The following is a 26895-nucleotide window of genomic DNA, read 5'->3' as shown; positions in this document are numbered from 1 at the left end:
CGGTGGGGGGGGGGGCCCATCCGCGCCATCCGCGCGGGCGACCTCGCCGCCACGACCCCGCGCAAGCCCAGCGCGACCGAGGCTCCGGTGACCGGCGGTGAGCTGCCCCGCACGACCTCCGCGGAGACCCTCGCCACCATGCAGGCCGCCGTCCTGACCGGGGAGGCGCTGTGGATCGGATACGTCAACGCCGAGGGCGCCGCGAGTCAGCGGGTGATCGCTCCGGTGCGGGTCGAGGGCGGGTTCGTGACGGCGTACGACCACACCGCGGACGAGGTCCGGACGTACCCGCTGCACCGGATCACCGGGGTCGCCGAGCTCGCGGAGGACTGACGACAGGCCCTGGGAGCCACTCGTTCAGGTGTATGCGGCGGCTCATGCACGCCACGCCGGGCTTTTCCAACTCTTGAGGGACCTTTCGGATCTTTCCGCATTCCGCCGCATGGCGGAGGGCAGCCACCCGATGTCCTGATCACGCTCAAGTGAGCGCAACAGAGAGGTAGTTGTCCATGCGTGCTGCTCGTCGCATCGCCACCGTGCTGACCGCCACCGCCGCCATGATCGGCGCCTTCGCCACCCAGGCCGCGGCGATCGGTGGCGAGGTCGCCGGATTGGTGATCGAGTTCCCGATCTGACACCGCAGGCACACGCGTCGGGCCGGACCGCGCTCCAGGGTCCGGCCCGTCCGGCTCACACGGCCCGTCCGGCTCACACGGCCTGTCCGGCCCGTCCGGCCCATCCGGCCCCGTCCGGCTCGCCCCCTTCTCCCGCCCTGGCATCAGAAAGGTTCACCAGCGCTCATGTGTCCCACCGCCGCCCGCCTCACCACCGCCGCCCGCCTCGCCACCGTCGCCGCCGCCCTCGTCGTCGGCGTACTCGCTCCCGTGGCCCCGGCGATCGCCGCCCCGCCCCTGCCGCTGCCCATCCCTGCAACCGCCGCGGAGTCCCTGGTCACCGAGGGCGTCACCATCGAAGGCCCGCTGGTCAACAACCTCGGTCTGCCCACCCTGAAGTAGCCCGGCGCATCCGGTAGCTGTCCCCGTCGATCCGTACGACCTCGGCGTGGTGGGCCAGCCGGTCCACCATCGCCGGTACGGAGGGGCCGCCGAAGACCTCGTCCCAGCGGCCGGGCGGCCGGTCACCGGTCACGATCAGCGAGGACCGCTCGTAGCGGTGGGCGACGAGCTGGAAGAAGAGGGCGGTGGTCTCCGCGTCGAAGGGGGTGTAGCCGACCTCGTCGACGATCAGCACGGCGTGGTCGTCCAGCGCGGCCAGCTCCTCGGCGAGCCGCCCGGCGTCCCGTGCGCCGGCCAGCCGGGCGGACCACTCGGCGGCGGTCGCGAACAGCACCGAATGCCCGGCCTGGCAGGCCCGCACCCCGAGCCCGACGGCCAGATGTGTCTTGCCGGTGCCGGGCGGGCCGACGAAGACCACGTTGCGGCGGGCGGCGACGAAGTCCAGCTTGCCGAGCCGGGCCACGGCCTCCCGGTCGAAGGTGCTGGGGTGCTCGGAGTCGAAGTCCTCCAGCAGCTTCCGGGCCGGGAACCCGGCGGCACGCAGCCGCTGCTCGGCACTGGGCCCGTCCTCGCGCGAGGGTGCCTGGGCCGGGACGAAGACCTTCTCGGCCGGCTCCTCGGGGGCGGCGTGTTCGCGGTGCGTCTGCCGATGACCCCGCTCGGCCTGCGCGGCCATCGGGCCCGACATGTACGCGAGGATCGCCGCCGAGGCGATGAACGCCATGTGGATCACCGTGCCCCACAGCAGTGAGTGGTGGGAGGTGCGATGGACGTCCACGAACATCTGCAGCAGATGGACCGAGGAGATCCCCACGATGGCGGTGGCGAGCTTGACCTTCAGCACGTTGGAATTGACGTGCGAGAGCCATTCGGGCTGGTCACGGTGGCCCTGGAGCCCGATGCGGGACACGAAGGTCTCATAGCCGCCGACGATCACCATGATCAGCAGATTGGCGATCATCACGACGTCGACGAGCTTGAGCACGGCGAGCATCACGTACGTCTCGGTCGCCTGCCCGGTCACACACCGGAGGATTAACGCCCAGAGCTCGTTGAAGAACTTGTAGACGTACACCCCCTGCGCGGCCACGAGGCCGAAGTAGAGCGGGGCCTGCAGCCAGCGGGTGGCGAACAGGGCGTACCCGAGGGTGGTGGTCGGCGGGGACGGTTCATGGCTGTTGGCCTGCACGGACGGCATTCTTCGCAGCCGCCGCCGTTCAGGTGAAACCGTGCCACCCGCAGGGATGAAAAGACATCCTGTACGACTCCGGGGCGGCCTCCGCGAGACCGCCCCCGAGACGTACCGGGCCCCGGCGTACCGGGCCCTGAAGTACTACGCCTTCGCGTGCCTGTAGCCGGTGCAGCGCACGTCGCCGACGCCCCGCTTGATGTAGCAGACCTTCACCTTGACGTCGGCGCCCTCGGTGAAGCCCGCGTTACCGCTCTGCTGAAGGTCGTCCACGCCGCCCCAGCAGGACGCCACCTGCATCCACCACTCGCCGTGCACCTTCGACTCGGCGTAGGTCCGGACGCCGTAGCCGTCCGCCTTGGTGTCGTGGCACTCGACCCGGTCGCCGTAGTCGAGCCAGGTCCCGGTGCCGCCCGAGACCCTGATCTTCACGATGGTCCCGGCGTTCGCGCTGCCGGCGAGGCCCGCCGTCACCGCCAACGCGACTCCGGCCACGAGCCCGGCCCGGGCGGTTTTGCGTATACGGTCCCGCATGTTTCCCCCATATCAGTACCGTTGATCAATGCCGTGTGAAGCTAACACCCGGCCGAAGGGCGGGGCCGGACCGGGGGGACGGGCCGGGGGACGGACGGAGAGACGGGCGGGGGCGAGTGCGGGCCGTCGAGAGCCCGCTGTGATCGTCCGCGGATGAGGCACACTGGACGTTTGGTCGGGTGGTCGAGCGGAAGGACGGACGCACGTGAACGGACCACTGATCGTCCAGTCGGACAAGACCCTGCTCCTGGAGGTCGATCACGAGCAGGCCGACGCGTGCCGTCGGGCGATCGCGGCGTTCGCGGAGCTGGAGCGGGCGCCCGAGCACATCCACACCTACCGGGTCACACCGCTCGGCCTCTGGAACGCGCGCGCGGCCGGGCACGACGCCGAGCAGGTCGTGGACGCGCTGGTGACGTACAGCCGCTACCCCGTGCCGCACGCCCTGCTGGTCGACATCGCCGACACGATGGACCGGTACGGCCGCCTGACGCTCTCCAAGCACCCCACGCACGGCCTCGTCCTCACCACCACCGACCGCCCGGTGCTGGAGGAGGTGCTGCGCTCGAAGCGGATCGCGCCGCTGGTCGGCGCCCGCATCGACCCCGACACGGTCGCCGTGCACCCCTCCGAGCGCGGCCAGATCAAGCAGACGCTGCTGAAGCTGGGCTGGCCGGCCGAGGACCTCGCCGGGTACGTGGACGGCGAGGCGCACCCGATCGAGCTGGCCGAGGACGGATGGGCGCTGCGGCCGTACCAGAAGCAGGCCGTGGAGAACTTCTGGCACGGCGGCAGCGGGGTCGTCGTACTCCCCTGCGGCGCCGGGAAAACCCTTGTCGGCGCCGGGTCCATGGCGCAGGCCAAGTCGACCACCCTGATCCTCGTCACGAACACCGTCTCGGCCCGGCAGTGGAAGCACGAGCTGGTCAAGCGGACGTCGCTGACGGAGGAGGAGATCGGGGAGTACAGCGGGACGCGGAAGGAGATCCGGCCCGTCACCATCGCCACGTACCAGGTGCTGACGACGAAGCGGAAGGGTGTCTATCCGCATCTGGAGCTCTTCGACTCCCGCGACTGGGGCCTCATCGTCTACGACGAGGTGCACCTGCTGCCCGCGCCCGTCTTCAAGTTCACCGCCGACCTCCAGGCCCGGCGCCGGCTCGGGCTGACCGCGACCCTCGTCCGGGAGGACGGCCGTGAGTCGGACGTGTTCTCGCTGATCGGTCCGAAGCGGTTCGACGCGCCCTGGAAGGAGATCGAGGCGCAGGGCTACATCGCGCCCGCCGACTGCGTCGAGGTCCGGGTCAACCTCACCGACTCCGAGCGGCTCGCGTACGCCACCGCCGAGCAGGAGGAGAAGTACCGCTTCTGTGCGACGACCGACACCAAGCGGAAGGTCACGGAGGCCATCGTCCGGAAGTTCGCCGGGCAGCAGATCCTGGTCATCGGCCAGTACATCGACCAGCTCGACGAGCTGGGCGAGCATCTGAACGCGCCCGTGATCAAGGGCGAGACCTCCAACGCCCAGCGCGAGAAGCTCTTCGACGCCTTCCGGGAGGGCGAGATCAGCGTGCTGGTGGTGTCCAAGGTGGCGAACTTCTCCATCGACCTGCCGGAGGCCACCGTCGCCATCCAGGTCTCGGGCACCTTCGGCTCCCGTCAGGAGGAGGCGCAGCGGCTGGGCCGGGTGCTCCGCCCCAAGTCGGACGGCCACAAGGCGCACTTCTACTCCGTCGTCGCCCGCGACACGATCGACCAGGACTTCGCCGCCCACCGCCAGCGCTTCCTGGCGGAGCAGGGGTACGCGTACCGGATCGTGGACGCGGACGAGATCCTCGCGGAGGGATAGGCGACCAGGAGGAGCGGGAGGGCGACCAGGAACGCGTTGCCCTCCAGGAAGGTCACCTTTGAGGGCAGCAACGGGGATCAGCGCCGTCGGCACTCGGTGACGGTGAAGTCGTAGAGGCGGGCGCCGCCGCGCAGGACCGCCTGTCCTTCGGCCCGGTGGACCAGTACGTCGGCCATCGGGAGGTGCTGGTGGACGGAGAGGGCGGCGAAGGCGAGAAGAGAAACGGTCGGAAGGCAGTAGGGAGTTGCGGAGTGTGATCGGCGGGTCACCGAGTGACCTTGGGCGTCACTTACGGCGGACGCCCGCTTCCTCGCCGTACTCACCGAGGATGATCACGTCGAAGGCCGCACCTGCGAATACCTTGACGGCGCGCAGGGCTTCGCCGAAACGGTGGCGGTGGTTCCCCTGGAGCGCTGTCGCTCCGCGGGGACCCGCAGGGGCTGGGTGAATGGTTGCTGCGCTCATGTCTCCATGATGGGTTCGCGGACATAAAGAGGGCATCGGCCTGGGGTGCCAAGCCGTGCACTGCCTCCGTACGCCTCGGGACGGACCCCCTCCCCCCAGGGATGAGGGCGGCATCCCCTAGGGGACGGAACACCCACCGGGATCGGGCGCGGGAAAACCGTTGGCATACGGCAGGGGCGCTCACCTAAAATCTCCGCTCTTGCCCGCCTCCGTTCACGGAGCGCCGCTGCCCGGACGGAAACCGGTCGGCTCTCTCGACCACCTGGCTGTAGGTCCCTCCGGAGGCACCCCCTTGTCCACGCCCGTCGACGACCCCCTCGACGCACTCTCCGACCCGCTCACCCGGGAGCGCTCACACCTCGCCGAGTCCCGTTCCGCCCTGCGCGCCATGCGGGAGGACGTCGAGTCCCTCGACATCAGCAACGTCACCGCGAACTGGGTCAACGCCGAAGTCCTCGCCCGCCAGATCGACGAGCGCATCAAGGCCCTGGCCGACCTCAGCGACACCCCGCTGTTCTTCGGCCGGCTCGACTATCTGCACGCTCCCGGCGCCGAGGGGGCCGAGGGCGCGGAGGGCGAGCGCTTCTACATCGGGCGTCGCCATGTGCACGACGCCGAGGGCGACCCGATGGTCATCGACTGGCGGGCGCCGGTGTCCCAGCCGTTCTACCGGGCCTCGAAGAAGAACCCGCTGGACATCGCGCTGCGCCGCCGCTTCGGCTACACGGGCGGCGACCTCACGGCGTACGAGGACGAGCACCTCTCCGACCCGGCGGCTGTGACACTGTCCGGCTCCGCCGGGGAGGCCCGCACCAGCAAGCTGCTCCAGCAGGAGATCGAGCGCCCGCGTGTCGGCCCGATGCGGGACATCGTGGCGACGATCCAGCCCGAGCAGGACGAGATCGTACGGTCCGGGCTCGGCGGGACGGTCTGCGTACAGGGCGGCCCGGGCACCGGGAAGACGGCGGTGGGCCTGCACCGGGTGGCGTACTTGCTGTACGCCCACCGCGAGCGGCTGGCCCGCACCGGCACGCTCGTCATCGGGCCGAACAAGTCCTTCCTGCACTACATCGAGCAAGTCCTGCCCGCACTGGGCGAGTTGACGGTCCGGCAGGCGACGGTCGACGACCTGGTCGCGCATGTCGAGGTGCGCGGCACGGACGAGGCGGCGGCCGCGGTGATCAAGGGCGACGCGAGGATGGCGGAGCTGCTGCGGCGGGCGGTCTACTCGCATGTGACGATGCCGACGGAGCCGGTGGTCGTCGTACGCGGGTCGCGGCGGTGGCGCGTGCCGGCGTACGAAGTGGAGGAGACCGTACGGGAGTTGCTGGAGCGAGACATGCGTTACGGTGCCGCCCGCGAGGCGTTGCCGCAGCGCATCGCGCATGCCGTACTCGTCCAGATGGAGCGGTCGGGAGAGGCGCCGGACGACCGGGTGCAGGACGCGGTGGCCCGCAACAGCGCGGTGAAGGCGGCCGTCAAGGCGATCTGGCCGCCGGTGGACCCGGCGAAGCTGGTGCTGCGGCTGCTGGGGGACGCGGACTTCCTCGCCGTCCACGCGGAGGGGCTGCTGAGCGAGGACGAGCAGAAGACGATTCTGTGGGCGAAGCCGGCGCGGTCGGTGAAGTCCGCGAAGTGGTCCGCCGCGGACGCGGTGCTGATCGACGAGGCGAACGACATCGTGGCGCGTACGGCGTCCCTCGGCCATGTGGTCCTCGACGAAGCGCAGGATCTGTCCCCGATGCAGTACCGGGCGGTGGGGCGCCGCTGTACGACGGGTTCGGCGACGGTTCTCGGTGATCTGGCGCAGGGGACGACCCCGTGGGCGACGCGGAGTTGGGACGAGGCGCTGGCCCACCTCGGCAAGTCGGACGGGGTCATCGAGGAGCTGACGGCCGGCTTCCGCGTGCCGACGGACGTGATCACGTACGCCTCGCGCCTCCTCCCGCACATCGCGCCGGGTCTGACTCCGGTGGCGTCCATCCGTGAGAACCCGGGGTTCTTCGAGGTGCGGCCGGTGTCGGAGACGGTGGAAGTGGTCGCGGCGTGCGGGGAGTTGCTGGGCAGGGAGGGGTCGGTGGGCGTGATCGCCGCGGATGCCCGGGTGCCGGAGCTGGCGGAGGCGCTGACGGCGGCGGGGGTCACCTACCTGGCGCCGGGCGAGGAGACGACCGAGCAGACCCGCCTGACCTTGGTACCGGCGTCGCTCGCGAAGGGTTTGGAGTACGACTACGTCGTGCTGGACGAGCCCCAGGCGGTGGTGGACGGGGAGCCGGACGAGCGGACGGGGTTGCGGCGGCTGTATGTCGCGCTGACGCGAGCGGTGTCCGGGTTGATCGTGGCGCATGGGGCGCCGCTGCCGGTTCAGTTGGGGTGAGTGGGGGGCGGGACGGTCGGTTCCGGGACGGTCGGTTCCGGGACGGTCGGTTCCGGGACGGTCGGTTCCGGGACGGTCGGTTCCGGGACGGTCGGTTCCGGGACGGTGAGGTCTCGTGGCGGTGAGGTCTCGTGGCGGGGTGCGGGTCGGTGGGGGCTGGTCGCGCAGTTCCCCGCGCCCCTGGGGGGTTGCAGCCGGCGGGGCTCACGACCGCCCGGCGCATGCGTGCCCGTTCCGCAGAAGGGCGGCATCCCGTCAGCTCCGTGTTACGCGCCGCGCCCCCGCCCGGCCCCCTGCTCCACCCGCCTACGAAATCCCGTCCAGCACCGCCCGCCACTCCGCCACCGCAGCGATGGACACCGGCCCGTCCCACCCCTCCGGTCGGGCCGCTCCGCCGATGTGGAACGCGTCGATCCCGGCGGCGAGCAGCGTGGGGACGTGGTCGAGGCGCAGCCCGCCCCCCACCAGGATCCGCTGCTCGTACCCGGGCTCCCCACTTCTCGCCGCCTCCGCGAGCAGGGTGGGGAGCCCGTCGTCCACGCCGGCCCCCGAGCCCGCCGTCAGATACGTGTCCAGCCCCGGCATCCCGTCCAGCTGCTTGCGCAGCGCGTCCCGGTCCGCGGCCCGGTCGATCGCGCGATGGAAGGTCCACCGGCACCCGTCCAGCTCCCCCACCACCCGCTCGACGGCCCGAAGGTCCAGCCCACCGTCGGCATCGAGAAACCCGAGCACGAACTCCTCGGCCCCGGCATCCCGCATCTCGCTCACCGCCCGCACCAACCGGTCGAGGTCCCCCGCCGCGAACCCGTCCGCCAGCCGCAGCATCACGCGCAGATCGATGTCGACGGCGGCCCGGATCGCGGCGACGGTCCCGGCCGACGGCGTGAGCCCGTCCGCCGCCATGTCGGTGACCAGTTCGAGACGGTTCGCACCCCCGGCCTGGGCGGCGACCGCGTCCTCCGCACCGAGGGCGATCACCTCCAGGACTGCACGCTCGCTCATGGGACCCCATTCCTCGGCATTCGACGGCGGCTACAGGTCTAGTCCAATCCAGAGTACGCCTGCCCCACCGAAGATCCGCTCAACCCCATGACACGGCCATCCGCAAAGGCGCCGACCACTTCAAGCCGGCCGCGTGAAACCCACGCCGTGAGACCCGCGACGTGAAGCCCGTCACCCGAAGCCGGTCGCCCGAAGCCGTCACCCGAAGATGTTCAACTCCCCCGCCTCCACCCCCGCCAGCTCGAACGAAGCTCCCTCCACCGGTCGCCCCGCATACAGCCGTACCAGCGTCGCGGCGTCCCCGATGTACCGCGCCGGTGGTCGCGGAGCCGCTGCGTCGCCCAGGCGGAGGGGCTCGTCCACGTCGTCCAGGTCGGCATGCAGGGGCACGTGGCGCCGCTCCCGGGTGAGCCGTGCGAGCAGGCTGAGCGCGTCGGGCAGGCTGAGCGCGTCGGGCAGGCCGGCCCCGGCGTAGGCCCCGGGCTCCCCGAGGACCTCCCGTACGTCACCGGCGTGCACCCTCCCCCACTGCCTTAAAGGCGTGGGGGGACCCCCATCCCAAGGGCGATGCCGTCCAGGGCTCCGCCGGCCTTGGCGATCGCCGGCCCGGCCTCGGTCATCCCGCGCTCCAGCTCGTCGACGACCCGCGCGTTGGTCCAGTCGGCTCGCTCGGCGATGTCCCGGTCGTTGGACTCGGGTGAGAACACGCCCTCCTCGAACCGGTTCTCCACGACCCGCATCAGCGCGGCCGAACAGTGCGCCAGCACATCCCGCACCGACCACCCCGGGCACGCCGAGGTCGGCAGCGCGAAGTCACTGTCCGGCTTCCCCCGCAACAGCGGCACCAGCGCATCCCGCTCGACGAGCAGCAGCCGCCCCGGCAGTTCGGGATCCCGTACGTCATACACGTCAGAAGAAGTCATGGCCCCACGCCAGGCGTCAGGGCATGCGCCCGGCAGATCGTCGGCGCCGTCGGAGGGCGGGCGCACGCGCCACAATGACGCCATGGCCGATCCCCTTGCCCTCGAAGCCCTCCGCATCCGCTTCGCCCAGGCGCTGAACGCAGCCCGCCCGCCCGCCACGGCCCTCGACCCGGCCCCGTACGCCGACAACCTCCTGACCCGCTGGCAGGAACCGCAGCGTCGCTACCACACGCTCACCCACCTCACCGCGGTCCTGGACCACGTCGACGAGCTGGCCGAACACGCCGACGACCCGGATGTCGTACGACTTGCCGCCTGGTTCCACGACGCCGTGTACCTGCCCGACCGCTCCGAGAACGAGGAACGCTCCGCCCGGCTCGCCGAACGCGCCCTTTCGGAGGCCGGTGTTCCCGCGGAGCGGACCGCCGAGGTGGCCCGGCTGGTCCGGCTCACCACCACCCACGACCCGGCGCCGGACGACCCCGACGGCCAGGTCCTCTGCGACGCCGACCTCGCGATCCTCGCCGCGCCGCCCTCCGTGTACGCGGCGTACACGGCCGCGGTCCGCGAGGAGTACCACTTCGTCCCGAACGACGCCTTCCGCGAGGGCCGCGCCGCGATCCTCCGCCAACTCCTCGCCCTGCCGACCCTGTTCCGCACCCCGCACGGCCGGAGGGAATGGGAGGCCACGGCCCGGTACAACCTCACCGGCGAGCTGGAAATGCTGTCGCTCTGAGGGCCCGGCGCCCGTAGCCTGCCCGCATGCGACATGTGGGCGGGGAACGTGTGACCGAGGCCGTGGCAGGCTGCGTGGAGTTGCTGCGTACGGCGGTGGGCCAGGACTGGGAGGCCGTGAAGGCGGGGCGACTGGAGTGGAGCTGTCACAAGACGGCGTTCCACATCGCCGAGGATCTCGTCGCCTACGCCGGCCAGTTGGCGGGCCGCGCCCAGGACGACTACGTCCCCTTCGAGATCACCCTCGACGACGGCACCGACAACGACGGGCTGCTGCACGTCATCGAGACGACCGGCGCCCTGTTCACCGCCACCCTGCGCACCACACCGCCCGAGGTGCGCGCCTTCCACCCGTACCCGTTCCGCAGCGCGGGCCGCGAGGGCTTCGCCGCGATGGGCGTCGCCGAGGTGCTGCTGCACACGCACGACATCGCCGAGGGGCTCGGCCTGCCGTACGAACCGGCCGCCGGACTCCCCGAGTTCGTCCTCACCACGATCTTCCCGCACATCCGCCCCGAACCCGGCCCCGACCACTGGCGCACCCTGCTGTGGGCCACCGGCCGCGGCGACCTGCCCGGACGCGCGCCGGTCACCGAGTGGCGCTGGCGCAACAACCTCGTCATCCCCGCCGACCGCCTCACCCTCCAGGGCGTCACCCCCGCCGCCGCCACCGACCTCGCCTCCGGCGGCGACGGCGGCTTCGAGTGGGTCGGGGGCGAGCCGTTCCAGGGGACGCGGGATGCCGCGGGCATGGTGGTGAAGGCGTACGAGGAGGGGGTGCACCGGCCCGAGTGGGGGCTGTTCGTCCTCGTCCGGCGGGAGGACGGCCGCGCGGTCGGCGGCATGGGCTTCCACGGCGTACCCGACGAGGAGGGCCACGCCGAGGTCGGCTACGACCTCACCGAGTCCGCCCGCGGCCACGGCTACGCGACCGAAGCCCTGCGCGCCCTCTCCGACCACGCCCTGGCCAGGGACGACGTACATCTCCTCATGGCCGCCATCGAGGCCGACAACGCGCCGTCCCAGGGCGTCGCCTCGCGCGCCGGTTACCTACGGGCGAGCCTGGAGGAGGAGCGGACGGCGCACGAAGCACATGACCTGGATCCGACGCTCCGGCTCTACGTCCGCCGGGCACGGCGGGAGACGCCCTAGCCTGGAGCCGTGTCGTTCACGGACGAGGAAGTCTCCTACCTGCACGCCAACCCGCTCGCCCGCCTGGCCAGCCTCTGTGCGGACGAGCAGCCCGATGTGGTGCCGGTGGCCCTGGAGTTCGACGGCACCCGCTTCTGGGTGGGCGGCCCCCGCCCGGAAGTCCTCGGCACCCGCAAGTTCCGCAATGTCGGGCACGGCCGCGACAAGGTCGCCTTCGTCGTGGACGACCTGCTCTCCGTCCAGCCGTTCATCGCCCGCGGCATCCGGGTGTACGGCGTCGCGGACGGCCCGGTGGAACGGGTCGGCATGGTGGGGCCCGGCCACTACCTGCGCATCACCCCGACCCTCTCCTGGAGCTGGAACCTCTCGGACCCGCCCGTCCCGGCCGGCGACACCTGGTACCCCATGCGACGGGCCGAGCACCGCAACCCCTGACCGCAATCCCTAGTGGCCCACGTCACACTCGCTCATGTCACATCGCGCCGAGCCACTCCGTCATAGGTGTGTAACCAGCGGCAGATACAGAGGAGTTGGCCATGAGCGCCCGTCTGAACGTCTTCGAGATCCCCGTCGCCGGCAAGGTCATCAAGCACATCACCTCGGCGAGCAAGGTGGTACACGACTCGTCGCTTCCCACCGCCACCCAGCACCTGGTGACCCTCCGCGCCAGCCAGATCAACGGCTGCGGCTTCTGCACCGACATGCACAGCAAGGACGCCGTGGCCGGCGGTGAGGACTGGCTGCGCCTCAACCTGGTCGCCGCCTGGCGGGAGGCCACCTGCTTCACCGAGGCCGAGCGCGCCGCCCTGGAGCTGACCGAGGCGGGCACCCGCATCGCGGACGGGGCCGGTGGCGTCCCGGACGAGGTCTGGGAGAACGCCGCCAAGCACTACGACGAGGAACAGCTCGCCGCGCTGGTGTTCCTGATCGGCCTCATCAACGCCTTCAACCGGATGAACGTCATCATCCAGCAGCCGGCCGGCGACTATCAGCCCGGCCAGTTCGCATAACCGGCAGCGGGACCACGCAGGGCCGAGGGGGCAGGGCGCTAACCGATTCCCCGACCCTTCGGCCTGCGCAACCCCGCCCCCTGCAACAGCCGCACCACCTCACGGCTGCTGACCTCCACGGCACCCGCGCGCACCGCGTCGGCGTACCGGTGCGACGGGACGTCGTAGTGGTCCCGCTCGAAGGCCCGGCGCGGTACGCCCAGCTTCTCGGCGAACGTGTGCAGTTCGTCGTACGACACGTCGCTCACCAGGTGCGACCACATCCGCCCGTGTCCCGGCCAGGTCGGCGGGTCGATGTAGACCGTCACGACGGCAGGGATCCGGTCCGGCGGACGGCCCGCCGCGTCACGAGGAGGGACCGCCGCCCGGCACGGCGGACGCCAGCGCGCCCACCGCCGCGACCGTCACCCCCGCCTCGTGACACACCCAGTGCGGATCGGGGCCCAACTCCGGCTCGACGTCCAGCGCGTGCGGGTCGCCGGAGGGGCACACCGGGCACAGCGGCCAGCGGCCGTACCGGTCCAGCAGCGCGTCCTGCACGTCCTGGGCGACCAGCCCGGCCACGTATTCCGCGCCGTCCGGCCACTGCTCCACCCACCAGCGCCGCTGTACGACCGACTCCTCGACCAGCGACACGACGTCCGCCTCGGCGACCTCGCCCGCGACCAGGTCGGCGAGCACGAGTGCGCGAGCCGTGTGCAGAAACTGCTCCAGCGGACTGATGGGTTCCATGGTCCCATTGTGCGCACTCTTGACCGCGACGCAGAGCCGAAAATATCTTTCACATGTGACCCAGGAACTGAAGGAAAGTTTCGGAAGCGGCCTCGGCGGACCTCCGCCCGCCCCCGCCGCCCTCGCGGCCAAGGTGCGCACCCTCGCCCCGTCGATGACCCGCTCCATGCAGCGCGTCGCCGAGGCGGTGGCGAGCGACCCGGCGGGCTGCTCGGCCCTCACGGTCACCGGCCTCGCCGAACTCACCGGCACCAGCGAGGCCACCGTCGTCCGCACCTCCCGCCTCCTCGGCTACCCCGGCTACCGCGATCTGCGCCTCGCGCTCGCAGGCCTCGCCGCCCAGCAGCAGTCGGGCCGGGCCCCCGCCATCACGACCGACATCGCGGTGGACGACCCCATCGCCGACGTGGTGGCCAAGCTCGCCTACGACGAGCAGCAGACCCTCGCCGACACGGCCGCCGGTCTCGACACCGTCCAGCTGGGAGCGGCCGTGTCGGCCGCCGCCGCGGCCCGCCGTATCGATGTGTACGGCGTCGGGGCGTCCGGGCTGGTCGCCCAGGACCTCGCCCAGAAGCTGCTGCGGATAGGGCTGATAGCCCAGGCGCACAGCGATCCGCATCTCGCCGTGACGAACGCGGTGCAGTTGCGGGCCGGTGACGTGGCGATCGCGATCACGCACTCCGGGTCGACGGGGGACGTCATCGAGCCGCTGCGGGTCGCGTTCGAGCACGGGGCGACCACCGTCGCGATCACCGGGCGGCCCGACGGGGCCGTCAGTCAGTACGCCGATCACATCCTCACGACGTCGACGGCCCGGGAGAGCGAGTTGCGTCCCGCGGCGATGTCGTCCCGGACCAGTCAGCTTCTTGTCGTGGACTGTCTGTTCGTGGGGGTTGCTCAGCGGACTTATGAGACTGCGGCGCCTGCGCTTGCTGCGTCTTATGAGGCGCTGGCACATCGGCATCGTCGATAGACCGTAGCTCCGACCGTTTGTGCCCGCCTGCGGGTCGCATGTGGCTGGTCGCGCAGTTCCCCGCGCCCCTTTGGGTTGGACAGGACACCGCACATCAGAAAGAGCCGTCTCTCATGACCTCGACTTCCAACCCCCGTGATCTCCGCGCCGAGTTGGAGACTCTGACCACCGAGGCCTTTCGGCCCGAACTCGCCGACATCGACCGACTCCCCACCCTCGACATCGCCCGGCTGATGAACGGCGAGGACGCCTCCGTGTCGGGTGCCGTCGCCTCGCGGCTGCCCGAGATCTCCGCGGCCATCGACGCCATCGCCGAGCGGATGTCCCGCGGCGGGCGGCTCGTCTACGCCGGTGCCGGTACCGCCGGGCGGCTCGGGGTGCTCGATGCCTCCGAGTGTCCGCCGACCTTCAACACCGAGCCGGATCAGGTCGTCGGGCTCATCGCGGGCGGCCCGGAGGCGATGGTCACGTCCGTCGAGGGGGCCGAGGACTCCGGTGAGCTGGCCCGTGCCGATCTGGACGCGCTGACCCTCACCCCGGCCGACACGGTCGTCGGCATCTCCGCCTCCGGGCGCACGCCGTACGCCATCGGCGCGGTCGAGCACGCCCGGGCGCGGGGCGCGTTGACGGTCGGGCTGTCCTGCAACCCGGACAGTGCCCTCGCGGCGGCGGCCGATCACGGTATCGAGATCGTTGTGGGTCCGGAGCTGCTGACCGGGTCGACCCGGCTCAAGGCGGGCACCGCCCAGAAGCTGGTCCTCAACATGCTGTCGACGATCACGATGATCCGGCTGGGCAAGACGTACGGGAACCTGATGGTCGACGTCCGCGCCTCCAACGACAAGCTGCGGGCCCGCTCCCGCCGTATCGTCGCCCTGGCCACCGGCGCGCCGGACGCCGACATCGAGCGGGCCCTGACCGAGGCCGGCGGCGAGGTGAAGACGGCGATCCTGATCCTGCTGGCCGACGTGGACGGGCCCACCGCAACCGGGCTGCTGTCCGGGGCGGGCGGACATCTGCGGGCGGCGCTGAAAACGGCGGGGCCCGAACAACCCTGAGCAACTCCCCTGCGGCAACTCCCTTGTTAGCGTGGCCGTATGACGGCATCGGGCACGTTTCGTATCGGCGGCGATCTGGAAGTACGACGGCTCGGGTTCGGGGCGATGCACCTGTTGCCGGAATCGGCCGAGGCCCGCGCGGCCTGCATCGCGGTGGCCCGGCGCGCCGTCGAACTGGGCGTGACGCTGGTCGACACGGCGCACATGTACGGCTGGGGAGCGAACGAGGATCTCGTGGTCGAGGCCCTGCACCCGTACCCGGAGGGGCTGGTGATCGCCACGAAGGTCGGTTTCCGCCGGACCTCCTCCGGTGAGGGCTGGCGGCACGCGGGCGAGCCGGACGATCTGCGCACGCAGGTCGACGAGGCCCTGCGCCGCCTGCGCCTGGACCGCATCGAGCTGCTCCAGCTGCACCGCCTCGACCCGGGCGTGCCCCTTGCCGACCAGCTCGGCGCCCTGCGTGAACTGCGGGACGAGGGCAAGGTGGGCCGGATCGGGCTGTCCGAGGTGACGGTCGCCGAACTCGCCGAAGCGCGTGCCGTCGTGGACATCGCGAGCGTCCAGAACCGCTACAACCTGCTCGACCGCGAGCACGAACCCGTACTGAAGGCCTGTGAGGCGGCGGGCATCGCGTTCCTGCCGTGGCGGCCCGTGGCGTGGGGGGATTCCGGGGCGAGGTCGGCCGAGATCGCCGCCGTGGCCAAGGAGCTCGACGCCACACCGACCCAGATCGCCCTCGCCTGGCTCCTCGCCCACTCCCCCGTGATCCTCCCGATCCCGGGTACGGCGAACATCGCGCACCTGGAGGAGAACGTGCGGGCCGAGGCCGTACGGCTCGGTCAGGATCAGTACAACCGTCTGAGCCGTGCCTCCGGGTCGGCCTGACGCAACCTCGACGCTCCCGGCACCACACCCGGTCGGTCCTCGGCGGCGCGTGCTCAGCGGGCCACGGCCTCGATCAGGAAGAACGGCGCGGCGTCGGTGAGCGGGGTGATCGAGGTGAGGGGTTCCGGGGATTGAGTCGGATCGAGGTCAGGATCTGACCTAAACGGCTCCTAACGTAGGCCTCGGCCGATGCGACAGGCATAGGACCAGGACTCTCGGAGGGCCACATCATGCAGGACACCACGAACACCACCGCCACCGGCGAGCGCGCCGACCTGCTCGAAGCGCTCGCCAAGCACCGCCACTTCCTGCGCTTCACCGCCCGCGACCTCACCGACGAGCAGGCCGGACAGCGGACCACGGCCAGTGAGCTGTGCATCGGCGGTCTGATCAAGCACGTCGCGTCGGTGGAACGGCACTGGGCGGCCTTCATCCAGCACGGCCCGTCGGTGATGCCCGACTTCACCGCCATGACCGAGGCCGACTTCGCCAAGCGGGCCGACGAGTTCCGGATGCTGCCGGGCGAGACGCTGGAAGGCGTACTGGCCGACTACGCCGAAACGGCCGCCCGAACCGACGAGTTGGTCACCACCCTGCCCGACCTCGACGTGACCCACCCCCTGCCCAAGGCCCCGTGGAACGAGCCCGGCGCCAAGATGTCCGCCCGCAGGGTCCTCCTGCACGTCATCGCCGAGACGGCCCAGCACGCCGGCCATGCCGACATCATCCGCGAGTCCCTCGACGGGTCGAAGAGCATGGGCTGACCGACAGCGGCAGGCGGGCGGACCGTCGTCCAGGCTCAGACGGCGGTTCTGCCTGGTCCGCCTCCGTCACCTGCGTAAAGGCTCCGCAGGTCGCACAACCCCGCCCCGGTCACGTTGGTCTTGCCTGCGTGAACTACGCAACGCAACCAACCGCCATCCGCCGTACCGTCCTGGCCGCGTCCGCGGTCTCCCTCGCCCTCCTGGTCACCGCTTGCGGTGGCGGCGAGGACAAGGACACGAAGAACACGAAGGATGGCGCCAAGTCCGAGAAGCCGGCGGCGAAGGCCCTCACCGCCGCGGAGCTGGAGAAGCTCGTCGTCGCGCAGGGCGACGTCAAGGGCCACGAGATCAGGAAGCCGGGCAAGAAGGACGTCTTCGCACCCGGTTCCGTCTCCTCCGACAAGGCCGAGTGCGAGCCCGTCGCCCAGGCACTGTCGGCCCTGCCGGCGAGCGCCCCGGCGGCCAGTGTCCAGCGGCTCGTCGTCCAGGAGTCCGCGGCGGCCAAGAAGGGCATGCCCTCGACGAAGGAGCTCGCGGGCATGTCCGAGGAGGAGGCCCAGGAGGCCACACTCGACTCGCTCGACATCACCAAGACGATGACCTCCCTCTGGTCCTACGACGCCGACGGCGCCGAGCAGACCCTCGCCACGCTGCGGGAGGCGGGCAAGAAGTGCGCCGGGGGCTTCACCATGACGGTCGACGGTGAGAAGCAGCAGGTCACCAAGGTCAGCGAGGAGAAGCTCGCGGCCGGCGAGGACGCCGTCGCCTGGACGGTCGGCACGAAGCAGGACGGCTCCGCCGCCGAGACCAAGGTCGTCGTCTTCCGGCAGGGCACCACGCTCGCGGGGTTCTCGTCCTTCAACATCGCGGCGGTCAGCCGGGGCGAGGCGTTCGAGCAGCCGACCGCGGTCATCGAGAAGCAGGCGGCAAAGCTCGGCTGACAGCGGCCCCGAGGCTCAAGCACTCAGCCCCGAGCCCTCTTTTCAAGGAATGGGTGGAGGGCCTCAACCCACCCTCCCACCCGGCGAGTTGGCTTGACGCGTTCGGCTTGCCACGCAGAGTCACGTCGGTCTGGCGTGCCCGAATAACGAACAGCCCCCGCCAGGTGGTGGAACACCTGCGGGGGCTTGACCCACGAGATCGAAGGACAAGTTCGATCCCATGGCTGACGCCCAGTTCAGTGCTGCCTCCCTGCCCGCCCGTGTCTCCCCGCACCCAATGGCCAACCCGGGCTACGGGAAACGGTCAGCGCCGGACCAACGCCCCCGCACCGCCCACGACTTCGCCGCCCTCCCACCCCGCGAAGCCGCCATCGCCGCCTACGTCGACCGCCCCCCGACGGCGCCGGCATCTCCGTAAAAACGCACTCCGCATCCTGGAGTGCGCGAAGTGCGGGGTGCCCGGCCGCCCCGAGGCGCTACCGGGCGGCATCTGCGGCGCACGCCGAGGCGAACCCGCCCCCAACCGCCCGAGTGCGCCCGTGCAGGCCTCCACAGTCCAAGCCCGCGCGGCGGGGATCCGTGCCGCCATGTCCGAACGACGGCAGCGGACACGCCGGTGACGCAACACCCGCAGCTGCATCTTCATGTGGCTACTGCCCCTCCTACCCTTGAGAGGCACAACCATCGACGTACCCTCCCCCGTGGACGTCACCCTCGACACCGAGAAGCTCAAGGACTACGCCGAATGACCGGAACGGCACCCCGATGAATCACGCCCAGCTGACCGCCCTCGGCCGAGCCCTCCGTCTGGTGGGCGAACACGGCGAGTCCCTGACCGCCGACACCCCGGACGCCCGGCTCCACGAGGTCAAGGCGGACCTCCGCCGCGCCCTCGACCTCCTGGACGAGAGCGTCTCCGGCGCCGCCCCCACCACCCGCTGCCCGGAGCACCCGCAGGGTCCGGTCGACACCGCCGCCCCCGACCTCTGCCTGCTCTGCGAGACCCGGCGCCGCGCCGCCCGCCGCTCCGAGTACAACGGCCCCGGCCCTGCGGCCCCACCCGCCCCCGAGCACCCCGTCCCCTCCCGCTACGGCGTCCGCGGCGACCGCCCGCAGCCCCAGCAGCGCTGGCTGCCGGAGCTGTGGAACGGCCAGGAGTGGCAGCTCTGCGGCACCCCGCGCCGCGACCGCCGGGAGGCCGAGCTCTATCTCGCCGCCCAGCGCCGCGGCCCGCGCCCGGCCATGGCCTACCGGCTGGTGCACGAGTTCACCGACTACGAGGTGCTGCGCGTGTGGGGTACGCCGGTGAAGGTCGACATCGAGCCGTTGGGCAACCTGTAGCCGGGAGAGCTACTGGGCCGATGCCCCCGCCGGTTCGGTGGCCTTCTCCGCCACCGGCTCCCCGGCGGCGGCCACCGCCTGCCGCGGGATGAACGACGCCACCACGAACGCCAGCAGCGCCGCCCCGGCACCCACCGCAAGGACCACCTTGAAGGCGTCCTCGGACGGGAGGGCGTATCCGCCGAGGTCCGTCGTCATCTGGGCGAGGATCACGCCCGCGACGGCGCTCGCGGTGGACGTACCGAGAGAACGCATCAGCGTGTTGAGGCTGTTCGCGGCGGCCGTCTCCGACGCGGGCACGGCGCTCATGATGAGGGCCGGCATCGAGCCGTAGCCGAAGCCGACACCGGCGCCGATGATGCAGGCCACCAGGATGAAGTGCCAGACCTCGGACATCAGGACGATGTTGAGGCCGTAGCCGACGGCCACGATCAGGACGCCGATCATCAGGGTGACCTTCGGCCCCTTGGCCCGGGAGATCGCGGCGGACACCGGGGCCGTGGCCATCATGACCAGACCCGACGGGGCCATGCACAGGCCCGCGACCAGCATCGACTTGCCGAGGCCGTAGCCCGTCCGCGTCGGGAGCTGGAGGAGCTGCGGGATGACCAGGCTCATCGCGAACATGGCGAAGCCCACCGCGATCGAGGCCAGGTTGGTGACCAGCACCTGTCGGCGGGCGGTCGTGCGGAGGTCGACCAGCGGCTGCTCGGTGCGCAGCTCCCACCAGCCCCAGGCCGGCAGGACGACCGCGGCGGCCACGAACAGGCCGAGCGTGGTTCCGCTGGTCCAGCCCCAGTCGGCACCCTTGCTGATGCCCAGCAGCAGACACACCAGCCCGGCCGCCATGCCGACGCCGCCGACCAGGTCGAAGCGCCCGCCCGTGCGCACCTTCGACTCGGGTACGAACAGCAGCACACACCCCAGCGCCACGACACCCAGGCCTGCCGACGTCCAGAACAGGACGTGCCAGTCGAAGTTGTCCGCGATCAGCGCGGCGGCGGGCAGCCCGAGCGCGCCGCCGATACCGAGGGAGGCGCTCATCAGGGCGGTGGCGGAGCCGAGGCGCTCGGCGGGGAGTTCGTCGCGCATGATGCTGATGCCGAGCGGGATCACACCGGAGGCCAGGCCCTGGAGCACCCGCCCGACGATCATCGGGACCAGCGCTTCACTCAGGGCACACACCACGGAGCCCGTCACCAGCAGCACGACGCTGACCAGCAGCATCCGCCGCTTCCCGTACATGTCGCCTAGCCGCCCCGTCACGGGCGTCGCGACGGCCGCGGCAAGCAGCGTCGCCGTGACCGCCCAGGCGGTGTCGGACGCCGGAGCGTCCAGCAGCCTCGGCAGCTCCGGGACGATCGGGATGACCAGGGTCTGCATCAGCGAAACGACGATCCCGGCGAAGGCCAGCACCGCCACCACGGCGTTCGACCGCGGCAGGGCGGAGCCCCCGGCCGCCTCGGCGGTAGGGGTCGGTGCGTCGGACATGGCTCGGCCTCCGTCGGCGTACGTGCGTGCGTGCATGGCTTGTAATTGACCAAGGCAACCTTAAGTCAGTTGATTGACTTACTCAAGCGACCCGGACCTCTCCGCCACGGGCGAGACGTTCGGGTGGCACCACAGCCGGTTGGCGGGGAGCAGGCGAGGGGCACAAACACGACGTGGGGCTGGATGGACGAGCCAGCGGGCAGGGGCGGAAACGAGGCAGGGTGGACACTGAAATAGCAAAGGAGCTAATTCATTTGGTTCCTACCGTCATTTGGGCCTCGGTGACTCTCGCCCTGGCCTTCACATTCCGCTCCGCGATACGCGAGCACTTGCTTCCACGCATGACCCGCTTCAGCGCTTTCGGTGTCGAAATTGAGGCAAGCGTAAAAGAGGAACTGGATCGCGCCGCTGAGCAGATCCCGGCGGGAACAGAATTCGAGCGGGAGCAGACCGCGCGGAGAGCCGCCCGACTGAGCGACATCACAAAGGGATCCAACGTACTCCTGGTCAACGACGTCCCGACCGAGATGCGTGCACCGATCTCTATCCTGCGATCCCTGGGCGTCCTGCTCGACGTCGCCACATCCACCGATGAGGCGCTGACCAGGCTAAGCCTCGTAGCATACGAGGTCGTGATCTCGGACATGCAGCGCGATACTAACGAGGCAGCAGGCATCGAACTACTCGACGAGATGCGGCGACGCGAATACCCTCAGCCTGTCATTTTCACCGTGGGCAGATATGAACCCGAAAGAGGGCTCCCACCGTACGCGTTCGGAATGACGAATAGGGTGGACGAACTCCTTCACCTCGTCTTCGACGTGCTGGAGCGTACCCGCGGCTGACGATCCACGGTGAAGGCCCCGCGTCAGGTGTTGCGGGACGGACCACGCGGAATCCAGTCGTCCTCCTTGACGGAAAACACTACGCGTACGACGGTGACCGGCAGGGCTCTCAGGGCTGGGCGCGACGGGTCGCGCATGAGTCGGGGATTCCGCTACCAGAATCGTTCGTAGCGGACGGCACCAGCCCGTAGGCTCAGCCGTGTCGTGCAGTCGTGGGCTTCAGCGCGGAGGTCACTGGCGCTGCTCCTCGACAAGAGCTGGTCGGCGCCACTCTCATGGTCAGCCGTGCCTCTCGACGAACCCCCTCACCTGCCCCTCGTCCAGTTCGTACACCGTCTCGTGCGCCCGAGGGTCCCGCGCATGGAAGGTGTGGAACATCGGCCCCTCCGCCCCTCCGAGCTCTACGAGGGACGCCGAGGCCCCGCGCACCACCCGTTCCGTCCCCGGTGCCGACGCCAGGTCGATGCGGTTGACGACACCGGGAGTGACCCAGACCGGCACCGACGCCAGGAAACCGAGGAGCTGGAGGTGGTAGTGCCCGGTCAGGACGACCCTTACGTCACTCCCTCGGATCGCCTCCGCCAGCTCGCCCGGGTTGCGCAGCCCGAAGAACGGCTGGGTCGCCGAGATGCCGAGGCTGATCGGCGGATGGTGGAGAGCGACGACGGTGCCGTGCTCGGCCGGGGTGCTCAACACACCTTTCAGCCAGCCCAGTTGGGCCTCGCTCACCCGGCCGTACACCTCCCCCGGCACCAGCGAGTCCAGCGTTACGACGCGCGTGCCGCCGACCGTGCTCACCGCCACACGCTCCGACGCCCCGGATTCCAGAACCGCCTCCGGTTCCGGGTGCCCGCTTCCCAGCACCTTCCCGAAGGCATCCCGTTCGTCGTGGTTGCCGGTCGTGTAGAACACCGGCGCCCCCAGCCGCCCCGCGAACTCGCCGACCAGCTCCCTCACGGCCGTGTACGCCTCCACGGCCCCGTCGTCGGCGATGTCCCCGGTGACGACGACTGCGTCCACGTTCCGGAGATGGCGCAGCTCGGTGAGCATCAGGCGCAGTGAGTCGGTGGCGTTGACGCCGTACTTGTTGGGGGCGTCGGTACGGTCGATGTGGGTGTCCGAGAGATGAATGATCCTCATCTCCCGGACAATAGTCCCGAGTTGCGGCTCAGCTCAGCGTCTTCAGCGACTCCGCCTCGTAGGCCGCCAGCTCCCCGAACCGGCCCGTCAGTACCTTCGCCGCCCACTCCGGGTCCTGGAGCAGCGCGCGGCCGACGGCCACCAGGTCGTACTCGGCGGACTCCAGGCGGTCCAGGAGGTGGTCGAGGTTCTGGAGCGGGGCGCCCTCGCCCACGAAGGCGGCGAGGAAGTCGCCGTCCAGGCCGACCGAGCCGACGGTGATGACCGGTCTGCCGGTGAGTCTCTTCGTCCAGCCGGCCAGATTGAGGTCCGAGCCCTCGAACTCCGGGATCCAGTACCGGCGGGTGGAGGCGTGGAAGGCGTCCACGCCCGCGTCCACCAGCGGCGCGAGGAGCGCCTCCAGCTCGGCCGGCGTCTCGGCGAGCCGGGCCTCCCACGCCCACAGCTTCCACTGGGAGAAACGGAAGACGACCGGGAAGGACGGCGACACGGACTCCCGTACGGCCGCCACGATCTCCGCCGCGAACCTCGTACGGGCGACGAGGTCACCGCCGTACGCGTCGGCGCGGCGGTTGGTGCCCGCCCACAGGAACTGGTCGATCAGATAGCCGTGCGCGCCGTGGATCTCCACGCCGTCGAAGCCGAGCCGCTCCGCCTCGGCCGCGCCACGGGCGAACGCCGCGACGACGTCGTCCAGGTCGCGCCGGGTCATCGCCTTGCCGGTGCCCTCGGTGCCGTCGATGCGCAGGCCCGAGGGTCCGATGTTCGGGGCCCCGGTGTAGGCCCCTTCCGGCTGGTCACGGATCATGCCGATGTGCCAGAGCTGCGGCATGATCGTGCCGCCCGCCGCGTGCACGGCCCGGACGACCTCGGCCCAGCCCGCCTGCCGTTCCTCGCCGTGCAGACGGGGGATGCGGTCGAACTCCCCGGCCGACGCGTGGTCGACGTACACCCCCTCGGTGACGATCAGCCCCACCCCGGCCGCGGCCCGGCGGGCGTAGTACGACACGACGTCCTCGCCGGGCACACCGTCGGGGCAGAACTTGCGGGTCATCGGCGCCATCACGATCCGGTTGGGGATCGTGAGCCCGTTCAGCTCGAACGGACGGGAGAGGATCTGCGCGGCACGGGTGGCCGAGGGGGTGACGGTCATGGCGGTACCGTCACCCCCAACTGCCCTGCCCCACAAGGGGGTCCAGGGGTCAGCTCAGCGTCTTGAGCGACGCGGCGTCGTACGGCTTGAGCTCGTCGAAGCGGTCGCCGAGGACCTTCGCCGCCCACTCCGGGTCCTGGAGCAGGGCGCGGCCGACGGCCACCATGTCGAACTCGTCGCGCTCCAGGCGGTCCAGCAGGTCGTCGATGCCCTTGACCTCGGAACCCTGGCCGGCGAACGCCTTGATGAAGTCGCCGTCCAGGCCGACCGAGCCGACGGTGATGGTGGGCTTGCCGGTGAGCTTCTTCGTCCAGCCGGCCAGGTTGAGGTCGGAGCCGTCGAACTCCGGGATCCAGTAGCGGCGGGTGGAGGCGTGGAAGGCGTCGACGCCGGCCGCGGCGAGCGGGGTCAGGATGGCCTCCAGCTCCTCGGGGGTCTCGGCGAGACGCGCGTCGTAGGCCTCCTGCTTCCACTGCGAGTAGCGGAAGATGACCGGGAACTCGGGGGAGACCTTCTCGCGTACGGCGGCCACGATCTCCGCCCCGAACCGGGTACGGGCGACGGGGTCACCGCCGTAGGCGTCGGTGCGGCGGTTCGTCCCCTCCCACAGGAACTGGTCGACGAGGTAGCCGTGGGCGCCGTGGATCTCCACGCCGTCGAAGCCGATGCGCTCGGCGTCCGCGGCGGCCTCGGCGAAGGCGCCGATGACGTCGTCCAGGTCGCGCTGGGTCATCGCCTTGCCGGTCGGCTCGTCGGCACCGATGCGCAGTCCGGAGGGGCCGACGGCGGGGGCGTCGGCGAACGGCGGCTGCCCCTGCTCACGCACCATGCCGATGTGCCACAGCTGCGGCACGATCGCGCCGCCCGCGGCGTGCACCGCCTCGGCCACCTTGGCCCACCCGGCCAGCTGCTCCTCACCGTGGAACCGGGGGACGCGGCTGCTCTGCCCGGCCGAGTCGTGACCGACGTAGGTCCCCTCGGTGACGACCAGTCCGACGCCGGCCGCCGCCCGCCGGGAGTAGTACGACACCACGTCGTCCCCGGGCACACCGCCCGGCGAGAACATGCGCGTCATCGGCGCCATCGCGATGCGGTTCGCAACGGTGAGGCCGTTGATCGTGGTCGGCCGGGACAGAATCTGGGCCGCGCGGGAGGCGGCGGACTCGGTGACGGTCACAGGGAGGGCTCCTTGGAAACGGGGCTGCTTATACCACTCGGTATGTGCGCACGCATTGTTGCACCTCATTAAGCAACGGTGGTGTGATGCGGCGTATTCCCAAGGAGAGGGTTCTGTTTCGAGGCGGGTACGGGTGATTCGTGGTTGCTCGCGCAGTTCCCCGCGCCCCTGAGGGACGTGCGGTGGACGCACCTCAGGGGCGCGGGGCTGTGTTGAATTCGCGGCTACCGCCGCGTGGGCGCGACCAGCCCCCACGCACCCGCACCCGCCAAAACGCCGAGGGCGGCACCCCCCGTCGCGAATGTCGCAACAGGACGTACCGCCCTCGGCAAGGACGTTGATCAACCGGAGGCCAAGACCCCCGACGTCGATCAGAAGTCCATGTCACCGCCCGGCATACCGCCACCGGCGGGCGCGGCGGCCTTCTCCGGCTTGTCGGCGATGACGGCCTCGGTGGTGAGGAACAGCGCGGCGATCGACGCGGCGTTCTGCAGCGCGGAACGCGTCACCTTCGCCGGGTCGATGATGCCCTCGGCGACCAGGTCGACGTACTCACCGGTCGCGGCGTTCAGACCGTGACCCGGGGTGAGGTTGCGGACCTTCTCCACCACGACGCCGCCCTCAAGACCGGCGTTCACGGCGATCTGCTTCAGCGGGGCCTCAAGGGCGAGCTTGACGGCGGCAGCGCCGGTCGCCTCGTCACCCTCCAGCTCCAGCTTCTCGAAGACACCGGAGGCCTGCAGCAGGGCCACGCCACCACCGGCGACGATGCCCTCCTCGACGGCCGCCTTGGCGTTGCGCACGGCGTCCTCGATGCGGTGCTTGCGCTCCTTGAGCTCCACCTCGGTGGCGGCACCGGCCTTGATGACCGCGACACCGCCGGCGAGCTTCGCCAGGCGCTCCTGCAGCTTCTCGCGGTCGTAGTCCGAGTCGCTGTTCTCGATCTCGGCGCGGATCTGGTTCACCCGGCCGTTGACCTGGTCCGAGGAACCGGCACCGTCGACGATGGTGGTCTCGTCCTTGGTGATGACGACCTTGCGGGCGCGGCCCAGGAGGTCCAGGGTCGCGTTCTCCAGCTTGAGGCCAACCTCCTCGGAGATGACCTCGCCGCCCGTGAGGATGGCGATGTCGCCGAGCATGGCCTTGCGGCGGTCACCGAAGCCCGGGGCCTTGACGGCGACGGACTTGAAGGTGCCGCGGATCTTGTTGACGACCAGGGTCGACAGGGCCTCGCCCTCGACGTCCTCGGCGATGATCAGCAGCGGCTTGCCCGACTGCATGACCTTCTCCAAGAGCGGGAGCAGGTCCTTGACGGAGCCGATCTTGGAGTTGGCGATCAGGATGTACGGGTCGTCGAGCGACGCCTCCATCCGCTCCATGTCGGTGGCGAAGTACGCCGAGATGTAGCCCTTGTCGAAGCGCATACCCTCGGTGAGCTCCAGCTCCAGACCGAAGGTCTGGGACTCCTCGACGGTGATGACGCCTTCCTTGCCGACCTTGTCCATGGCCTCGGCGATGAGCTCGCCGATCTGGGTGTCGGCGGCGGAGATGGAGGCCGTGGAGGCGATCTGCTCCTTGGTCTCGACATCCTTCGCCTGCTCAAGCAGGGCGGCGGAGACGGCCTCGACGGCACGCTCGATGCCGCGCTTGAGGGCCATCGGGTTGGCGCCGGCGGCTACGTTGCGCAGGCCCTCCTTGACCAGGGCCTGGGCGAGAACGGTCGCGGTGGTCGTACCGTCACCGGCGACGTCGTCCGTCTTCTTGGCGACTTCCTTGACCAGCTCGGCGCCGATCTTCTCGAACGGGTCCTCCAGCTCGATCTCCTTGGCGATGGACACACCATCGTTGGTGATCGTGGGAGCGCCCCACTTCTTCTCAAGGACGACGTTGCGGCCCTTGGGGCCGAGGGTGACCTTGACGGCGTCGGCGAGCTGGTTCATACCGCGCTCAAGGCCGCGCCGCGCCTCCTCGTCGAACGCGATGATCTTGGCCATGTGAAGTGGTCCCTCCAGGACTGGCGGTGAGTACCTCTTTGGACCGCGCCCGCGCCCGCGACGGACGGCTCACATACCTTGTGGTTCCTAGCCCCACCCGGCCTGTGGGCCTCACCGACCCGGTCCTTCGTTGTCACTCTCACCTTCAG

29 protein-coding genes and 1 pseudogene are annotated in these 26895 nt (G+C 70.5%); 17 read left to right on the top strand and 13 right to left on the bottom strand.

The genetic code is table 11. The features are described 5' to 3' along the window. The 3 genes from POF73_RS37740 to POF73_RS37730 form a co-directional block, all read left to right on the top strand. A partial coding sequence (locus POF73_RS37740; protein WP_272123794.1) for a WYL domain-containing protein occupies positions 1-333 on the top strand: 333 nt, incomplete at its 5' end. Between the two features lie 176 nt (positions 334-509). Beyond that, positions 510-635, top strand: a complete 126-nt coding sequence (locus tag POF73_RS37735) for a hypothetical protein (RefSeq protein ID WP_272123792.1) — start codon at positions 510-512, stop codon at positions 633-635. Between the two features lie 165 nt (positions 636-800). Continuing rightward, the gene (locus POF73_RS37730; protein ID WP_272123791.1) at positions 801-1016 is read left to right on the top strand and encodes a hypothetical protein; all 216 of its coding nucleotides are present in this window, start codon (positions 801-803) and stop codon (positions 1014-1016) included. On the opposite strand, the gene istB is transcribed toward POF73_RS37730, so the two are convergent. Both istB and POF73_RS37720 read right to left on the bottom strand, forming a co-directional pair. After that, positions 985-2214, bottom strand: a complete 1230-nt coding sequence (gene istB / locus POF73_RS37725; protein ID WP_272123789.1) for an IS21-like element helper ATPase IstB — start codon at positions 2212-2214, stop codon at positions 985-987. The genes POF73_RS37730 and istB overlap by 32 nt on opposite strands. 135 nt (positions 2215-2349) lie before the next feature. Beyond that, positions 2350-2739, bottom strand: a complete 390-nt coding sequence (locus POF73_RS37720) for a hypothetical protein (RefSeq protein WP_272123788.1) — start codon at positions 2737-2739, stop codon at positions 2350-2352. Between the two features lie 205 nt (positions 2740-2944). On the opposite strand from POF73_RS37720, the gene POF73_RS37715 reads away from it, so the two are divergent. Further along, positions 2945-4588 carry a DNA repair helicase XPB gene (locus POF73_RS37715; RefSeq protein WP_272123786.1) on the top strand — a complete coding sequence of 548 codons (1644 nt, stop codon included), beginning with the start codon at positions 2945-2947 and terminating at the stop codon, positions 4586-4588. A 77-nt stretch (positions 4589-4665) separates the two neighbouring features. On the opposite strand, the gene POF73_RS37710 is transcribed toward POF73_RS37715, so the two are convergent. Continuing rightward, positions 4666-4857, bottom strand: a complete 192-nt coding sequence (locus POF73_RS37710) for a hypothetical protein (RefSeq protein WP_272123785.1) — start codon at positions 4855-4857, stop codon at positions 4666-4668. 16 nt (positions 4858-4873) lie between these two features. Further along, positions 4874-5053, bottom strand: coding sequence for a hypothetical protein (locus POF73_RS37705; protein ID WP_272123783.1), 180 nt, complete (start codon positions 5051-5053; stop codon positions 4874-4876). Positions 5054-5345: 292 nt separating this feature from the next. On the opposite strand from POF73_RS37705, the gene POF73_RS37700 reads away from it, so the two are divergent. Continuing rightward, positions 5346-7430 (top strand): HelD family protein, encoded by a 2085-nt coding sequence (locus POF73_RS37700; protein WP_272123782.1) that lies wholly within the window; start codon positions 5346-5348, stop codon positions 7428-7430. Between the two features lie 306 nt (positions 7431-7736). On the opposite strand, the gene POF73_RS37695 is transcribed toward POF73_RS37700, so the two are convergent. Next, positions 7737-8432 carry a copper homeostasis protein CutC gene (locus POF73_RS37695; RefSeq protein WP_272123781.1) on the bottom strand — a complete coding sequence of 232 codons (696 nt, stop codon included), beginning with the start codon at positions 8430-8432 and terminating at the stop codon, positions 7737-7739. Between the two features lie 198 nt (positions 8433-8630). Then, a pseudogene (locus POF73_RS37690) lies at positions 8631-9355 on the bottom strand (maleylpyruvate isomerase family mycothiol-dependent enzyme). Between the two features lie 82 nt (positions 9356-9437). Between POF73_RS37690 and POF73_RS37685 the strand changes: the two are divergent. From POF73_RS37685 to POF73_RS37670, 4 genes are all read left to right on the top strand, one after another. Continuing rightward, positions 9438-10091, top strand: a complete 654-nt coding sequence (locus tag POF73_RS37685; protein WP_272123780.1) for an HD domain-containing protein — start codon at positions 9438-9440, stop codon at positions 10089-10091. 26 nt (positions 10092-10117) lie between these two features. Further along, on the top strand, positions 10118-11242 hold the full coding sequence (locus POF73_RS37680) for a GNAT family N-acetyltransferase (RefSeq protein WP_272123779.1): 1125 nt from the start codon (positions 10118-10120) through the stop codon (positions 11240-11242). Between the two features lie 9 nt (positions 11243-11251). Continuing rightward, on the top strand, positions 11252-11677 hold the full coding sequence (locus tag POF73_RS37675; RefSeq protein ID WP_272123778.1) for a PPOX class F420-dependent oxidoreductase: 426 nt from the start codon (positions 11252-11254) through the stop codon (positions 11675-11677). Positions 11678-11778: 101 nt separating this feature from the next. After that, the gene (locus POF73_RS37670; RefSeq protein ID WP_272123777.1) at positions 11779-12252 is read left to right on the top strand and encodes a carboxymuconolactone decarboxylase family protein; all 474 of its coding nucleotides are present in this window, start codon (positions 11779-11781) and stop codon (positions 12250-12252) included. Between the two features lie 38 nt (positions 12253-12290). On the opposite strand, the gene POF73_RS37665 is transcribed toward POF73_RS37670, so the two are convergent. After that, entirely contained in the window at positions 12291-12560 is a 270-nt protein-coding gene (locus POF73_RS37665; RefSeq protein WP_272123775.1) for a DUF4031 domain-containing protein, read from the bottom strand. 37 nt (positions 12561-12597) lie between these two features. Continuing rightward, entirely contained in the window at positions 12598-12984 is a 387-nt protein-coding gene (locus POF73_RS37660) for a hypothetical protein (protein WP_272123774.1), read from the bottom strand. A 55-nt stretch (positions 12985-13039) separates the two neighbouring features. Between POF73_RS37660 and POF73_RS37655 the strand changes: the two genes are divergently transcribed. From POF73_RS37655 to POF73_RS37625, 7 genes are all read left to right on the top strand, one after another. Then, the gene (locus POF73_RS37655; RefSeq protein ID WP_272123773.1) at positions 13040-13957 is read left to right on the top strand and encodes a MurR/RpiR family transcriptional regulator; all 918 of its coding nucleotides are present in this window, start codon (positions 13040-13042) and stop codon (positions 13955-13957) included. 113 nt (positions 13958-14070) lie between these two features. Continuing rightward, complete coding sequence (gene murQ, locus POF73_RS37650) at positions 14071-15015, top strand: N-acetylmuramic acid 6-phosphate etherase (protein ID WP_272123772.1); 945 nt, start codon at positions 14071-14073, stop codon at positions 15013-15015. 39 nt (positions 15016-15054) lie between these two features. Continuing rightward, positions 15055-15900, top strand: a complete 846-nt coding sequence (locus tag POF73_RS37645) for an aldo/keto reductase (protein ID WP_272123771.1) — start codon at positions 15055-15057, stop codon at positions 15898-15900. Positions 15901-16130: 230 nt separating this feature from the next. Then, entirely contained in the window at positions 16131-16664 is a 534-nt protein-coding gene (locus POF73_RS37640; protein ID WP_272123769.1) for a DinB family protein, read from the top strand. 128 nt (positions 16665-16792) lie between these two features. Beyond that, a complete protein-coding gene (locus tag POF73_RS37635) occupies positions 16793-17605 on the top strand; it encodes a hypothetical protein (protein ID WP_272123768.1) in 813 nt (270 codons plus the stop codon). A gap of 220 nt (positions 17606-17825) precedes the next feature. Then, complete coding sequence (locus POF73_RS37630; protein ID WP_272123799.1) at positions 17826-18023, top strand: hypothetical protein; 198 nt, start codon at positions 17826-17828, stop codon at positions 18021-18023. Positions 18024-18370: 347 nt separating this feature from the next. Then, positions 18371-18946 carry a hypothetical protein gene (locus tag POF73_RS37625; RefSeq protein ID WP_272123766.1) on the top strand — a complete coding sequence of 192 codons (576 nt, stop codon included), beginning with the start codon at positions 18371-18373 and terminating at the stop codon, positions 18944-18946. A gap of 9 nt (positions 18947-18955) precedes the next feature. Here POF73_RS37625 and POF73_RS37620 read toward each other — a convergent pair whose 3' ends face one another. After that, complete coding sequence (locus POF73_RS37620; protein WP_272123765.1) at positions 18956-20437, bottom strand: MFS transporter; 1482 nt, start codon at positions 20435-20437, stop codon at positions 18956-18958. Positions 20438-20778: 341 nt separating this feature from the next. On the opposite strand from POF73_RS37620, the gene POF73_RS37615 reads away from it, so the two are divergent. After that, the gene (locus tag POF73_RS37615) at positions 20779-21282 is read left to right on the top strand and encodes a response regulator (protein ID WP_272123764.1); all 504 of its coding nucleotides are present in this window, start codon (positions 20779-20781) and stop codon (positions 21280-21282) included. A gap of 279 nt (positions 21283-21561) precedes the next feature. On the opposite strand, the gene POF73_RS37610 is transcribed toward POF73_RS37615, so the two are convergent. From POF73_RS37610 to groL, 4 genes are all read right to left on the bottom strand, one after another. Further along, positions 21562-22422, bottom strand: coding sequence for a metallophosphoesterase family protein (locus POF73_RS37610; RefSeq protein WP_272123763.1), 861 nt, complete (start codon positions 22420-22422; stop codon positions 21562-21564). Positions 22423-22450: 28 nt separating this feature from the next. Continuing rightward, entirely contained in the window at positions 22451-23575 is a 1125-nt protein-coding gene (locus tag POF73_RS37605; protein WP_272123761.1) for an NADH:flavin oxidoreductase, read from the bottom strand. A gap of 49 nt (positions 23576-23624) precedes the next feature. Beyond that, complete coding sequence (locus tag POF73_RS37600; protein WP_272123760.1) at positions 23625-24752, bottom strand: NADH:flavin oxidoreductase; 1128 nt, start codon at positions 24750-24752, stop codon at positions 23625-23627. A 371-nt stretch (positions 24753-25123) separates the two neighbouring features. Next, a complete protein-coding gene (gene groL / locus POF73_RS37595; protein WP_272123759.1) occupies positions 25124-26746 on the bottom strand; it encodes a chaperonin GroEL in 1623 nt (540 codons plus the stop codon). Between the last annotated feature and the right edge of the window lie 149 nt (positions 26747-26895).

It is taken from the genome of Streptomyces sp. HD, from assembly GCF_028369295.1.
Lineage (GTDB): Bacteria > Actinomycetota > Actinomycetes > Streptomycetales > Streptomycetaceae > Streptomyces.
This window is presented reverse-complemented; position numbering and strand designations above follow the sequence as displayed.